Annotated in this window: 14 protein-coding genes; 12 read left to right on the forward strand and 2 right to left on the reverse strand. The window is 69.8% G+C overall.

What is annotated here, in order from left to right; all coding sequences use genetic code 11:
- The first annotated feature begins 289 nt into the window (after positions 1 to 289).
- From ASE16_RS13765 to ASE16_RS13775, 3 genes are all read left to right on the forward strand, one after another.
- Positions 290 to 1,276 carry a methylenetetrahydrofolate reductase gene (locus tag ASE16_RS13765; protein ID WP_055895801.1) on the forward strand — a complete coding sequence of 329 codons (987 nt, stop codon included), beginning with the start codon at positions 290 to 292 and terminating at the stop codon, positions 1,274 to 1,276.
- On the forward strand, positions 1,273 to 3,624 hold the full coding sequence (metE, locus tag ASE16_RS13770; protein ID WP_055895803.1) for a 5-methyltetrahydropteroyltriglutamate--homocysteine S-methyltransferase: 2,352 nt from the start codon (positions 1,273 to 1,275) through the stop codon (positions 3,622 to 3,624). The genes ASE16_RS13765 and metE overlap by 4 nt, the downstream gene beginning before the upstream one ends.
- Before the next feature lie 110 nt (positions 3,625 to 3,734).
- On the forward strand, positions 3,735 to 4,085 hold the full coding sequence (locus ASE16_RS13775) for a metallopeptidase family protein (protein ID WP_055895805.1): 351 nt from the start codon (positions 3,735 to 3,737) through the stop codon (positions 4,083 to 4,085).
- An 85-nt stretch (positions 4,086 to 4,170) separates the two neighbouring features.
- On the opposite strand, the gene lexA is transcribed toward ASE16_RS13775, so the two are convergent.
- Positions 4,171 to 4,890 (reverse strand): transcriptional repressor LexA, encoded by a 720-nt coding sequence (gene lexA, locus ASE16_RS13780; protein WP_082581450.1) that lies wholly within the window; start codon positions 4,888 to 4,890, stop codon positions 4,171 to 4,173.
- A 234-nt stretch (positions 4,891 to 5,124) separates the two neighbouring features.
- Here lexA and ASE16_RS13785 point away from each other — a divergent pair, with 234 nt between their 5' ends.
- The 6 genes from ASE16_RS13785 to ASE16_RS13810 all read left to right on the forward strand — a co-directional run bounded on the left by ASE16_RS13785 (position 5,125) and on the right by ASE16_RS13810 (position 9,866).
- On the forward strand, positions 5,125 to 5,493 hold the full coding sequence (locus ASE16_RS13785; protein WP_055895810.1) for a LysM peptidoglycan-binding domain-containing protein: 369 nt from the start codon (positions 5,125 to 5,127) through the stop codon (positions 5,491 to 5,493).
- Between the two features lie 263 nt (positions 5,494 to 5,756).
- The gene (locus ASE16_RS13790; protein ID WP_055895812.1) at positions 5,757 to 6,860 is read left to right on the forward strand and encodes a histidinol-phosphate transaminase; all 1,104 of its coding nucleotides are present in this window, start codon (positions 5,757 to 5,759) and stop codon (positions 6,858 to 6,860) included.
- A complete protein-coding gene (gene hisB, locus ASE16_RS13795) occupies positions 6,857 to 7,459 on the forward strand; it encodes an imidazoleglycerol-phosphate dehydratase HisB (protein WP_055895814.1) in 603 nt (200 codons plus the stop codon). Before ASE16_RS13790 ends, hisB begins: the two co-directional genes overlap by 4 nt.
- Positions 7,456 to 8,088 carry an imidazole glycerol phosphate synthase subunit HisH gene (hisH, locus tag ASE16_RS13800; RefSeq protein ID WP_055895815.1) on the forward strand — a complete coding sequence of 211 codons (633 nt, stop codon included), beginning with the start codon at positions 7,456 to 7,458 and terminating at the stop codon, positions 8,086 to 8,088. The genes hisB and hisH overlap by 4 nt, the downstream gene beginning before the upstream one ends.
- Positions 8,089 to 8,143: 55 nt before the next feature.
- Positions 8,144 to 8,890 carry a bifunctional 1-(5-phosphoribosyl)-5-((5-phosphoribosylamino)methylideneamino)imidazole-4-carboxamide isomerase/phosphoribosylanthranilate isomerase PriA gene (gene priA / locus ASE16_RS13805; RefSeq protein WP_055895816.1) on the forward strand — a complete coding sequence of 249 codons (747 nt, stop codon included), beginning with the start codon at positions 8,144 to 8,146 and terminating at the stop codon, positions 8,888 to 8,890.
- Between the two features lie 184 nt (positions 8,891 to 9,074).
- Positions 9,075 to 9,866 (forward strand): SseB family protein, encoded by a 792-nt coding sequence (locus ASE16_RS13810; protein WP_055896584.1) that lies wholly within the window; start codon positions 9,075 to 9,077, stop codon positions 9,864 to 9,866.
- A 27-nt stretch (positions 9,867 to 9,893) separates the two neighbouring features.
- On the opposite strand, the gene ASE16_RS13815 is transcribed toward ASE16_RS13810, so the two are convergent.
- Entirely contained in the window at positions 9,894 to 11,120 is a 1,227-nt protein-coding gene (locus tag ASE16_RS13815; protein ID WP_055895819.1) for an MFS transporter, read from the reverse strand.
- Between the two features lie 78 nt (positions 11,121 to 11,198).
- Between ASE16_RS13815 and ASE16_RS13820 the strand changes: the two genes are divergently transcribed.
- The 3 genes from ASE16_RS13820 (at position 11,199) to ASE16_RS13830 (ending at position 13,584) form a co-directional block, all read left to right on the forward strand.
- Positions 11,199 to 12,092: a LysR family transcriptional regulator gene (locus ASE16_RS13820; RefSeq protein ID WP_055895821.1), complete on the forward strand. Its 894-nt coding sequence runs from the start codon at positions 11,199 to 11,201 to the stop codon at positions 12,090 to 12,092.
- An 85-nt stretch (positions 12,093 to 12,177) separates the two neighbouring features.
- Positions 12,178 to 13,341 carry a hypothetical protein gene (locus tag ASE16_RS13825; RefSeq protein WP_055895824.1) on the forward strand — a complete coding sequence of 388 codons (1,164 nt, stop codon included), beginning with the start codon at positions 12,178 to 12,180 and terminating at the stop codon, positions 13,339 to 13,341.
- A 27-nt stretch (positions 13,342 to 13,368) separates the two neighbouring features.
- Positions 13,369 to 13,584, forward strand: a complete 216-nt coding sequence (locus ASE16_RS13830) for an SCO4848 family membrane protein (protein ID WP_055895826.1) — start codon at positions 13,369 to 13,371, stop codon at positions 13,582 to 13,584.

The following is a 13,584-nucleotide window of genomic DNA, read 5'->3' on the forward strand; positions in this document are numbered from 1 at the left end:
ACACGCCGCACAGTACGAAAGAGCGGGCACGGACGAATCGTCCGCGCCCGCTTTTTCCGTCTTCCGGCGTCACACGGTGACACAGGGATTCCGTCGCACAGCAACCGTTGCTAGATTGCCATTCAACCGCAGCGGGCGACCCGCTCGGTGGTGCGACAGCCGAGCCCGGCACCCGCCCGCGAAAACCCTCACCGAACGGCCACGGCCGCCCGGCGGGGCCCCACCTTGACCGAGGCGGGCGCGGCCCCGGGCGGGGCGACGCGTCACGCCACCGACACCAGAGGACGCCATGAGCTGTACCGACGCGCGGTTCTCCTTCGAGCTGTACCCGCCGCGGAACGCGCGCGCCGCCGAGGCGCTGCCCGCGACGATCCAGAAGCTCGCGGCCGCGCATCCGGAGTTCATCTCTGTCACCTACGGCGCCAACGGGTCGTCCAGGTCGTCGTCGCTCGAGGTACTGCGCTACATCCTCGACAACACCGATGTCAGCCCGATGGCGCACCTCACCTGCGTCGGCTCGTCGCACGCGGAGGCCGGGCAGCTCATCCGGGAGTTCCTGGATGCGGGCATCCGGCGGTTCCTGGCCGTGCGTGGCGACCCACCCGCCGGCCTGGCGCCGGGGGAGACCGGCCTCGGCGACCTGCACAGCTCCGCCGAGCTGGTGCAGCTCATCCACCGGGTGCAGGCCGAGCGCGTCCCATACGGCGAGCTCGCCGTCCCAGGGCTGCCGGCCAGCACCGTGCTGTCGCACCGCGAGCACGTGCAGATCGCGGTGGCCGCGTTCCCCAACGGGCACCCGACCTCGCACGGCGTCAGCCAGGACATCGACACCCTGCTCGCCAAGCAGGCCGCAGGGGCGAACCTCGGCATCACCCAGCTGTTCTTCCACCCGGAGGACTACCTCAGCTTCGCCCAGAAGGCACGGGACGCCGGCGTCCTCTTCCCGATCCTGCCCGGCATCATGCCCGTGACCAGTCCTGCGAGGCTCAAGCGGATGCTCGAATTGAGCGGGGAGGACCTGCCGAGCGAGCTCGCCATCCAGCTCGAGATCGAGCCGACCGAGGAAGGCCAGCGCGAGATCGGCATCGCCTGGGCGGCCGACTTCGCGCGCAGGCTGCTCGACGGCGGCGCCCCCGGCATCCACCTGTACACGTTCAACCAGCACGAGGCGGTGCTCGCGGTGCTCAGCAGGATCGGGCTCCTCGACGCGAACGCCTCCTCCACGACCAGCACCAGACCGACCGACCCCAGCACCACCGAAAGGGAACCAGCATGACCGACACCACCCCCAGCATCCCGTTCCCGACGGGAACGATCATCGGCTACCCGCGCATCGGGCGCAGGCGCGAGCTGAAGAAGGCCGTGGAGAGCTTCTGGGCGGGGAACATCACCGCCGCCGAGCTCGAGGCGACCGCCGCCGAGCTGCGCTCCGTCACCCGCGACCGTCTCGCGGCGCTGGGCCTCGGCCGGGACGACGCCTCGATTCCGGAGAGCTTCAGCTACTACGACCAGGTGCTGGATGCGGCGGTCACGGTCGGCGCGATCCCGTCGCGGTTCGCCTCCCTCGCGGACGCGGACGGCGCCGTCGACCTGGCAGGCTACTTCACCATCGCCCGAGGCGAAGGGGAGAACGCTCCGCTGGAGATGACCAAGTGGTTCGACTCCAACTATCACTACCTGGTGCCAGAGATCGGGCCGGAGACCGCGTTCCGGCTCGCGTCCGACCGCATCGTGCACGAGTTCGAGGAGGCGAAGGCGGCCGGGTTCGTCACGCGTCCCGTGATCGTCGGTCCTGTCACCTTCCTCCTGCTCAGCAAGCCGAGCGACGAGGCGCCTGACGGCTTCAGCCCGCTGTCGCGCCTCGACGACCTGCTGCCGGTCTACGCCGAACTGCTGTCGCGCCTCGGGGCGGCCGGCGCTACCTGGGTGCAGCTCGACGAGCCGGCGCTCGTCAGCGAATCCATCGACGAGCCGCGGGATGCGGTGCTCGCCGCCCTCGCGACGGCGTACGACACGCTCGGCGCCGTCCCCGCGCGACCGGCCCTGTTCGTGGCCGCCCCGTACGGCAGCCTCGACGACGCCCTCCCGGTGCTCGCGGCGTCCCCGGTGGAGGCGATCTCGCTCGACCTGGTGCGCGGCACCGTTCCGCGGGGGCTCGACGCCGCGACCGCATCCGGACTGGCGGGCAAGACCGTCGTCGGCGGTGTGGTGGACGGCCACAACATCTGGCGCGGCGACCTCGAAGCCGCCTTCGGCACCCTCACCGAGCTGCTCTCGCTCAGCCCGGACGTTGCCGTGGCGACCTCCACCTCGCTGCAGCACGTGCCGCACGACGTCGACGACGAGCCGGAGCTGTCCGACCAGCTGAAGAGCTGGCTGGCGTTCGCCGACCAGAAGGTCGGGCAGGTCGCGACGCTGGCGCGCGGGCTGGTCGACGGCCACGAGGCCATCCAGGATGAGCTGAGTGCCGCATCCACCGCCCTGGCGGACCGTGCGGCTGCGCCCGGCGTGCGGGTTCCCGCCGTGCGGGCACGCGAGGAGGCGCTGACCGAGGCCGACTTCGCGCGCGGAGAGTACGCCGACCGGCTGAAGGCTCAGGATGCGGCGCTCGGGCTGCCGTTCCTGCCGACCACCACGATCGGGTCGTTCCCGCAGACCGGCGACATCCGCCGCTCCCGCGCCCAGTTCGCCAAGGGGCTGATCACCGAGGCCGAGTACCTGAGCAGGATGCGCGACGAGATCAAGCGCGTCGTCGACCTGCAGGAGGAGATCGGCATCGACGTCATCGTGCACGGCGAGCCGGAGCGCAACGACATGGTGCAGTACTTCGCCGAGAACCTCGACGGGTTCGCAGTGACCCAGAACGGCTGGGTGCAGTCGTACGGCTCCCGCTGTACCCGTCCGTCCATCCTGTGGGGCGACGTGTCGCGGCCGAAGCCGATCACGGTCGAGTGGTCGACGTACACGCAGAGCCTCACGCCGAAGCCGGTCAAGGGGATGCTGACAGGGCCGGTGACGATCCTGGCGTGGTCGTTCGTGCGCGACGACCAGCCGCTCGGCGAGACCGCGCGTCAGGTGGCGCTCGCACTGCGCGACGAGATCGCCGACCTGGAGTCGGCAGGCATCCGGGTGGTGCAGGTCGACGAGCCAGCGTTGCGCGAACTGCTGCCGCTCAAGAAGGCGGACCACGCGTCGTACCTGGACTGGTCGGTCGGGTCGTTCCGGCTCGCGACGTCCGGAGTGCGCGACGAGACGCAGATCCACACGCACCTCTGCTACTCGGAGTTCGGCGTGGTCATCGACGCGATCCGCAACCTGGATGCGGACGTCACCAGCATCGAGGCGGCCAGGTCGCGCATGGAGGTCGTCCACGACATCCAGAGCTCCGGGTTCGAGCACGGCATCGGCCCCGGCGTGTACGACATCCACTCGCCGCGCGTGCCGTCGGTCGCCGAAGTGACCGAGCTGCTCGAGACGGCGCTCGGGGCGATCCCCGGCCGCCAGCTCTGGGTGAACCCGGACTGCGGACTGAAGACGCGCGGCTACGACGAGACGGTGGCGTCGCTGCGCAACATCATCGAGGCGACGCGGGCCGTGCGCGCGGCAGCTCCGGTCACCGCGTAACGCGAACTCCCCGGCAAGCGAGCCCAGGGTCTTTCCCCGTATTCCTGCAGGATGCGGCGAAAACCCTGGGCTCGATCGCGTTCGGGTGGGATCGGGGTGAGGATGGCGGAATGGTGGACATCGGTGCGGACGAGTTCGAGGCGATGGTCGGCGAGGTGTTCGACGCGCTGCCCCCGGACATGGTCGCGCCCCTGGAGAACGTGGCGATCCTGATCGAGGACCAGCCGCAGGGGGCCAGGCCGCGGTTGTACGGGCTGTACAGCGGGCATCCACTGACCAGGCGCGGCGTCTACGGATTCGGCGAGTTGCCGGACCGGATCACCCTGTACCGCAACAACCTCGCGGCCGGCGCGGCCGATCTGGATGCGCTGCGCGCGCGCGTCAGGGTGACCCTGGTGCACGAGATCGGTCACTACTTCGGCCTCACCGACGCCCGCCTGCAGGAGCTCGGCTGGGCCTGACCCGCCCCGCAGACAATCGAGTCCGGAGTTGTTCACGGCCGGACACGGCGTGTCGCGTGAACAACTCCGGACTCGATGGTGTGGGTCAGACGGCGCGGAGGACCGCGACGACCTTGCCGAGGACTTCGGCGTAGTCGCCGAGGATGGGCTCGAAGTTGGAGTTGCGGGGGAGCAGCCAGGTGTGGCCGTCGCGCTGGCGGAACACCTTGACCGTGGCTTCGTCGTCGAGCATGGCCGCGACGATGTCGCCGTTCTCCGCGGTCTTCTGCGTGCGGACGACGACCCAGTCGCCGTCGCAGATGGCGGCGTCGATCATCGACTCGCCCACGACCTTCAGCATGAAGAGCTCACCGTTCCCGACGAGCTGCCTGGGGAGGGGGAAGACTTCCTCCACCTGCTGCTCGGCAGTGATCGGCACGCCGGCGGCGATGCGGCCGACGAGCGGGACCATCGCGGCGTCGCCGACGGGGGTCTGGTTCTCGTAGTCGACGGACTCCGAGGAGTTCGACGGCAGGTCGATCAGGATCTCCAGCGCGCGCGGGCGGTTCGGGTCGCGGCGCAGGTAGCCGCTCAGCTCGAGCTGGTTGAGCTGGTGCGTGACGCTCGACAGCGACGAGAGGCCGACGGCGTCGCCGATCTCGCGCATGCTCGGCGGATAGCCGCGCTGGCTCACCGATCGCTGGATGACGTCGAGGATGGCCAGCTGCTTCTCGCTCAGGTTCTTACGTCTGCGCGTGCCCCCGCGCTCGCGTGCTCCCTGGTTGTCGTTCGCCACGGTCGTCCCTTTCGTGACCCGTCTGCGCATCCGGCCGGCCCGAATGTCGGTGGTGCCTGGTTGAGTGAAGTCCAGACAATCGAAACTGTATCCACGATGCAGGGGTAAAACAAACATGTGTTCGAGCGTGTCTCGAAATCACTGGTGTTTTTCGTCGTTGTATCGTGCTTGTGGTTTCGAACATTCGAAGATATATTCGGAACACAGCTTCGCATCCGGCCTGCCGGCCAAGCACCGGGTGCGGAATCTTAGGAGGTCAGCAGCATGAGCACAGCAACGATCACGATGTCGTCGTCGCAGTTCCCGACGCCCGTGGGCGCGCGCACGCGCCTTCGTCTCACGCGACGCGGACGCGTCGTCCTCACCATGCTGGCCTCTGTGCCGCTCATCGTCGGAGCCCTCGTCTTCGCGCTCAACGGCGGGGGCGCAGCGGCCTCGGGCGACCAGGCACACGTGCAGTTCCACTACGTGACGGTCGAGTCCGGCCAGTCCCTCTGGAGCATCGCGGAGAAGGTCGCGCCGAGCGCCGACCCGCGCGATGTGATCGCCGACATCGTCTCGCTGAACCAGCTCGACACCGCCGTGGTGTCGCCCGGGCAGCAGCTGGCTATCCCGACGCAGTACGCGCGGTAGGGATGCGGGCCGGCTCCTGAGGGACCGGTTCTTCGGAAGGTTCCGGGGAAGAATTCGGGAAGGGCGTGCCTGGGAGGGTGCGCCCTTTCTGTATGCCCGGTGCGCCAGCGCGTGAGTGCTTCGTTCGGAAGGAGATGCGCGGCGATGGGGCTCCGTTCTCCGTGTGTACGGAGCCCCGTCAGCGCCAGCAGCCCCCAGGCGCCCGCAGCCGTCGTCCACGCCACCCGGCGTCACACGGTGCGCAGCGTGACTAGCATTGATGGGTGACTTCTCTTTCCGATTTGCCGATTCGTGATGACTTGCGGGGGAAGACCCCGTATGGAGCGCCGCAGAAGGTTGTTCCGGTGGCGCTGAACGTGAACGAGAACACGCATCCGGTACCCGCGGATGTGGCGGCGGACATCGTCGCGCGCATCTCGACGGCGATCGGGGGAGTCAACCGCTACCCTGACCGGGAGTTCACCGAGCTGCGGGAGGCCTTCGCACGGTATCTGGGGCACGGGCTCACGGCGGAGAACATCTGGGCGGCCAACGGATCCAACGAGGTGCTGCAGCACATCCTGCAGGCGTTCGGAGGACCGGGGCGCAGCCTGCTCGGGTTCAGCCCGACCTATTCCATGTATCCGCTGCTCGCGTCAGGGACCGGCACCAGCTGGATCGCCGCGCAGCGCGACGGAGAGTTCGAGCTGTCCGCCGAGACTGCAGCAGAGCAGATCCGGCGCGAAGACCCGGACATCGTCATCCTGTGCTCGCCGAACAACCCGACGGGCACGCCGCTCTCTCTCGCGACCATCGAAGCAGCATACGAGGCCGCCCGCGGCATCGTGATCGTCGACGAGGCGTACGCCGAGTTCCTGCCGGACGGCGAGCAGACCGCCCTCGGCCTGCTGCCCGGCCGTCCGCGCCTGCTGATCTCGCGCACCATGAGCAAAGCGTTCGCGTTCGCCGGAGCGCGCGTCGGCTACCTCGCCGCAGACCCGGCCGTCGTGGATGCACTCCGTCTCGTCCGCCTGCCGTACCACCTGTCCGCGCTCACGCAGGCCGCCGCCACCGCTGCGCTCGCCCACTCCGGCGAGATGCTCGCGATGGTCGGGGAGATCCGCATCCAGCGCGACCGGCTGGTCACCGAACTGGCCAGGCTCGGCTACCAGCCGCACCGCAGCGGCAGCAACTTCGTGCTGTTCGGCGGCGTCGCAGACCCGCAGGCGACGTTCGAGGCACTGCTCGCCCGCGGCGTCCTCATCCGCGACGTCGGCATCCCGCACCACCTGCGCGTCACCGCGGGCACCGAGGCGGAGACCAGCGCGTTCCTCGACGCTCTGGCGGCGCTCGGGCGTCCGGACGCCCCGGTAAACTCGCAGTCATGACGAATCGCATCGCCACTCTGCAGCGCGAGACCAGCGAGTCCAGCATCGAGCTGAGCATCGACCTCGACGGCACGGGCGCCACGGACATCGAGACGTCCGTGCCGTTCTACGACCACCTGCTCACGGCGTTCGCGAAGCACTCGCTCACCGACCTGCGCGTGCGCGCCGACGGCGACACCGACATCGACGTGCACCACACCGTCGAAGACATCGGCATCGTCCTCGGCCAGGCGATCAAGATCGCGCTCGGCGACAAGCGCGGCATCTCCCGCTACGGCGACGCCCTGGTGCCCCTCGACGAGGCGCTCGTCCAGGCCGTCGTCGACATCTCCGGGCGTCCGTACCTCGTGCACACCGGCGAGCCGGCCGGGTTCGAGTTCCACCTGATCGGCGGGCACTTCACCGGGTCGATGGTGCGTCACGTCTTCGAGGCGATCTCGTTCAACGCGGCCATCACCACGCACATCACCGTCGTCGGCGGGCGCGACCCGCACCACATCGCCGAGGCCGAGTTCAAGGCGTTCGCCCGCGCGTTCCGTCAGGCGAAGGCGCTCGACCCGCTGATCACGGGCATCCCATCCACCAAGGGGGCGCTGTGACCGCACCCGATGTCGTCGTCTTCGACTACGGAACGGGCAACGTCCACTCCGCGGTCAAAGCACTCGAAGAAGCGGGCGCGAACGTCGAACTGACCGGCAACCGCCGCCGTGCTCAAGAGGCGGAAGGCTTGCTCGTTCCCGGCGTCGGTGCGTTCGCCGCTGTCATCGACGCGCTGCGCGCATCCCACGGCGACGAGGTGATCGACAGGCGCCTCGCCGGGGGACGGCCGGTGCTCGGCATCTGCGTCGGGATGCAGGTGCTGTTCGAGCGCGGCGTCGAACACGGCCTCGAAAGCGAAGGCCTCGGCGAATGGCCGGGCACCGTCGACGTGCTGAAGGCGGACGTCGTGCCCCACATGGGCTGGAACACGGTCGAAGCGCCGGAGGACTCCGCCCTGTTCGACGGTCTCCGCGACGAGCGGTTCTACTTCGTGCACTCCTACGCGGCGCAGGACTGGACCCTGGACGTCGTCCCTCCGTTCCCGAAGCCGCGCGTCACCTGGGCGGAGCACGGCACCCGCTTCATCGCCGCCGTCGAGAACGGGCCGCTCAGCGCGACCCAGTTCCACCCGGAGAAGTCCGGGCGCGCGGGCATCCAGCTCCTCCGCAACTGGATCGGCACCCTGTAGCCTCCATGCCCACCCCGAGCCCGCCGCCACCGCGCGGGCCCAACCGAGGAAGATCATGAGCGAATTCAACAACACCCCCCGGCTCGTCCTGCTGCCGGCGGTCGACGTGGCAGACGGCAAGGCCGTCCGCCTGACCCAGGGAGAAGCCGGCTCGGAGACGAGCTACGGCGACCCTGTCGACGCTGCGGCCGAGTGGGCCAGCCAGGGCGCGGAGTGGATCCACCTCGTCGACCTCGACGCGGCGTTCGGGCGCGGGAACAACCACGCGATCCTCAAGAAGGTCATCAAGCAGGTCCGCGGCGTCAACGTGGAACTCTCCGGCGGCATCCGCGACGATGCCTCCCTCGAGTCGGCGCTCGAGATCGGCGCGAAGCGCATCAACCTCGGAACGGCGGCACTCGAGAACCCCGAGTGGGCGGCCAACGTGATCGGCCAGTACGGCGAGGCGATCGCGGTCGGTCTCGACGTGCGGGGAACGACCCTCGCAGCGCGCGGCTGGACCAGGGAGGGCGGCGACCTGTGGCAGGTCCTCGACCGCCTCGAAGACGCCGGATGCGCACGCTACGTCGTCACGGACGTCACCAAGGACGGCACCCTCCGCGGACCGAACCTGGACCTCCTCCGCGAGGTCATGGACCGCACGCCGCGACCCGTGGTCGCGTCCGGCGGCATCTCCAACCTCGACGACATCGCGGCGCTCCGCGAACTGGTCTCGCACGGCCTGGAAGGCGCGATCGTCGGCAAGGCGCTCTACGCCGGCGCGTTCACGCTGCCAGAGGCGCTGGATGTCGCAGGGCACTGAGCCAGGCGACGACCGGATGCGCGGCGCTGACGCGGAGAGCGGCGGCGGTGAGAGCGGTGGGCGTGGTGGTGGTACGGGCGGTGCGAATGGCGCGGGTGGCACGTACGGCGGGCACGGCGGCGTGACGCCGAGTGGCGACGCGAGCGACGCATCCACAGGACCCAGCGCGAAAGGGGCGGCGCGGCTGAGCGGGTTCGCCGCGCAGCTCGCGGCCGACGCTGCGCGGCTGGCCGACTCGGCCGGTCAGCCCTGGGAAGGGCGTGAGTTCGACGAGAACGCCTTCGGCGACGACGACGGGAGCGCGCCGCCCGCGCTGCTCGGCGCGCTGGCGGCGTTCCGGGCCGGCGAGGTGGGCGCGGAGGCCGTGGTCGACGCTGTGCGAGCATCCCGGTTGCTGATCCCGCTGATGGCGCGGCTCGGCGAGAGCGACACCACCGACGACGGGCTGCTGATCGACAAGACCCAGGAGCTCGCGATCGTGACCGTCGCCGGACCGGACGGACGCACCGTACTGCCGGTGTTCTCATCGGTGACCGCGATGCAGACCTGGAATCGGGATGCCCGCCCCGTGCCGGCGGACGGGATGCGCGTTGCGCTGGCGGCAGCGGCGGAAGACACCGAGCTGGTCGTGCTCGACCCGACCTCGGAGACCGAGTTCGTGCTGCGGCGCCCTGCGCTGTGGGCGATCGCGCAGAGCCGCGCCTGGCTGCCGAGCGACAGGGACCCTGAGGTGTTCGCGGCGTTCACCGCCTCCATCGGTTCCGAGCTCGGCGTGCACGACATCGAACTGGTCGCCGGCGACCCTGGGGCCAGGCTCGCCGGCGAGGAACTGGTGGTGCGGCTGACCCTCGCCGGGGGCCTCACCAGGGATGAGCTGGATGCGGTGCTCGGCCGACTCGCGCAGCGCTGGGCCGCCGACGATGTGATCGCGACGCGTGTCGACTCGCTGCGCGTGCAGCTCCGCGCCGCGGACTGACGCGCGTCAGGGCCCGAGTCCGACCGCTCAGCGGCGCAGCATCCGGAACCCTGCGGCCAGCGACAGCGCCGCGACCACCACCACGAACACCACCAGCACCGGCACCACCGGCCACACGATCAGCGCAACGCCGACCAGGAGCACGGGTACCGCGAGGCCGACGTATGCGATGAGGAAGATCGCCGCGAGCACCTCGCCGCGGCGGTCGGGGGCCGCCAGCGATGCGGCGACCGCGATCGCCGAGCGGAACAGCAGCCCGACCCCCGCCCCGGCGACCACGCCGCTCGCGACGAACAGCGCGAGTCCTGCCGACAGCACGCCGACGGCGAGGCCGACCAGACCGACGACCACCAGCGGGATGGCGAGCACGAGCTGCGCACGGCCGGAGAGTCGGGCGAACACGATCTGAGACACGGCAGACGCAGCGAACACCGAGAACGGCACGGCCCCGGCGAGGAGGCGCGACGACTCGTGCAGCACGCCGGACAGCACCGTCGGCGCGAGCGACGTGAACAGTCCGAACACCGCGAACCCGGCGAACGCGGCGATGGCCGCCGCGGAGAACGTGCTCCGCGCATCCCGGGGGAGGGAGATGCGCTGTGGCCGGTATGCCGGCCGCTCTTCCGCGCGCTCGACCGTCTCCGGCACCAGGGCGACAGCGACCACCGCGACCGCGAGCACCACGAGGAACACGGCGTACGGGAGGATCAGCGGCGCCGGCAGGAACTGCGCGAGCGCCCCTGCGATCAGCGGGCCGAGAGCCAGGCCGCCGGTGTTGACGACCGTGGAGACGGTTCCGGCGATGCGCGGGCTCTCCTCCGGCTTCGCCGTCGAGCGCAGTTCGCTGAGGTGGGCCGTCGCGCTCGCGGTGAGCGCGCCGACGCCGACGCCGGAGATGACGCGGGCGACCAGCAGGCCGGGAACGTCGTTCCAGAACAGGAAGAGCACGGCAGCCACGATCTCCAGCGCGATCGCCACCAGGACCATCCGGCGCCGTCCTGCCCAGTCGCTGATGTGGCCGATGAGGAACAGGCTCGCGAGCACGCCGATCGCGTACGCGGCGAAGATCACCGTGACCACCCAGGTGGGGAAGCCGTCGCGCTGCTGGTACAGCGCGTACAGCGGTGTCGGCAGTGTGGAGAACGCCATCACCGCGAGGAATGCCGCGGCGATGACCCAGAACCCCGCGCCGTGACGGAGACGCCACGAGCGGGAGGATGTGGCTGGGCGGGTGGGGGAGGTCGTGAGTGCCATACGCACATCGTGCTCTCGCACGGTGATCGTGTCCAACGGATATCACTGATTATCGTGATCGGAGGATACGATAACCACGTGGATACCCGTCAGCTCGAATACTTCGTCGCCGTCGCCGACGAGCTCAACTTCACCCGCGCGGCCGACCGGGTCTTCGCGGCCCAGTCCACCGTGTCTGCCGGTGTGAGGTCGCTGGAGCGCGAGCTCGGCGGAGCGCTGTTCGAGCGCGACAGGCACCGGGTGCGGCTGACCTCGCTCGGCCGTCAGATGCTGGATGCGGCACGCACCACTCTCGAAGCCACCGAGCGGATGCGCCTCCTCGCCGACAGCTCAGGCGGTCTCCGCGGCGAGGTGCGCGTCGGGATCTTCACCAACCTCACCACTATCGACCTGCCGGGGATCATGGGCGAGTTCCACGCCCGCCACCCGCTGGTCGACCTGCGCCTCGGGCCGTCGCCGAGCGGATCGACGGGGCTGGCGCGGGATGTGCGGCTCGGCAGGATCGACGTGGCCTTCCTCGGCCTGCCTGGCAGGGTGCCCGACCTGCTCTACCGGGATCTCGCGATCTCGCCGTTCGTCGCTGTGCTGCCGGAGGCGCATCCACTGGCCGGCGCCGACGCCGTGTCGGTGACCGACCTCGCCGCAGACCGCTGGGTGGATGCGCGCGAGGGCTTCGGCAACCGGGTCACCCTCGACCGCGCCCTGGACACGCTCGGGATCGTCAGGCGGGTGTCGACCGAGCTGTCCGATCTGGGGGAGATCCCGCGGTTCGTCGCCGCTCGGCTCGGGGTGGCGGTGATGCCGCAGCTCACCGTGCTTCCCGCCGCCGGTGCCGTGGTCGTGCCGCTGGTGGAGCGCATCGACTGGGTTCTCAGCGCTGTGTCGCGCACGAGGCCGAGCGCGGCGGCGGCGGCCATGCTCGAGCTGCTCGGCGAGCGTTTCGGACCTCTGGCACAGCCCGTGCCGGAGTGAGCGGCAGGCTCGCCCTTTCCACGGACAGTGTCTCAGGCGTACTCTGTCCCCGTCTGACGCCGCATTCTCCCGATCGGAGCAGATCATGGGCTGGACAGCACGGAACCTGACAGACGCGTTCCACTTCCCGACGGGTGTCTTCGCGCCCGCCGCATACGACTTCCCGGACGACAGAACCAGGCACGTCATCTACCTGGGCGGGTCTGGCGTCTCCGACAACACCGGGATCCTGCACGAGCTGTACTGCGGGACGGACGACGTCTGGCACGAGAAGGACCTGATGGACGAGAGCGGCGCCCCGCACTCGTCGTCGCCTCCGAAGGCGTACCTGTTCGTGCTGGAGGGAACGCAGCACGTCCTCTACCTCGGCACGACGGCGGACGGGCATCTGCGCGAGCTGTACCAGGACGACGGCTGGCACGCCAACGACCTCACCGCCGACTCGGGAGCGCAGGCGGCACAGAAGGCCGCGCAGGGGTTCGAATATTCGGCAGGTCGGGCGCAGGTGGTCGTGTTCCAGGGCATCGACAGGCACGTGCACGTGCTCACGCGGAAGTCCAAGGACGACGGAGACCCCACCTGGGTGCACAAAGACCTCACCTGGGATCACGGCGGTCCGCTGTGCGCGAGGGCGCCCGGCGGGTACGCATTCTCCGCCGGCGGCACGATGCACGTCGACTACCTCGGCGACGACGGCCGCATCTACGAATACACAGGCACCTCGAATCTGACCTGGGGCGAGCCCGTCGACATCGGCGCCGGGCTCGACGGGCCGGACGGCTTCGCCGACGACGCATACCGCGGGTACGGGTTCACCGCGGACGGCACGCGCCACGTGGATGTGGTCGACACCTCGGGCGACGTCTGGGAGTTCAGCTTCGACGGGACGTGGTCGGTCGAGAACCTGACGGCGCCGCGCGGGGCGGAGCATGTGCTGGCAGGCACGAGCGTGTCCGCGTACGCGTTCGAGGCGACGGATGCCGTGCCGGTCGCCACCCAGCACGTCGTGTACGCCGGAGGCGACCACCGCATCCACGAGCTGTGGAAGGACCCGACAGGCTGGCACGAGAACCCGCTCACGAACGCCGACGACCCCGGAGCCGAGTCGACGCCGTCGGCCTTCGCCGACCACGCGACGTCGACGCAGCACGTGTTCTACACGTCGCAGGCGAACCAGATCGTCGAACTGCGCTGGACGGACCGGCCGTCGCTGTCGGAGGTGGTGCGGCCGCGGCACAGGCTCGACTGAGCCGCCCGGCTTTAGGCTGGAGGCACCATGACCGTCTTCGCCGCCATCGTCCTGTTCCTCAACGCCGTCTTCAACGTCTTCGCCTGGCCGCGGTTCTTCGCCAGAGTCGCCAAAGACACCAGGGCGCGGGATGCGGCGGGCAAGCCGACCCCGTTCCTCATCGTGCACGGCGTGCTGCTCGGGGTCGCGCTGCTGCTCGCGCTCGCCTCGCTCGTGGCGGGGGTGCTGTTGCTGGTCGCCTGA

The sequence above is a fragment of the Leifsonia sp. Root227 genome (assembly GCF_001428745.1).
GTDB lineage: Bacteria > Actinomycetota > Actinomycetes > Actinomycetales > Microbacteriaceae > Leifsonia.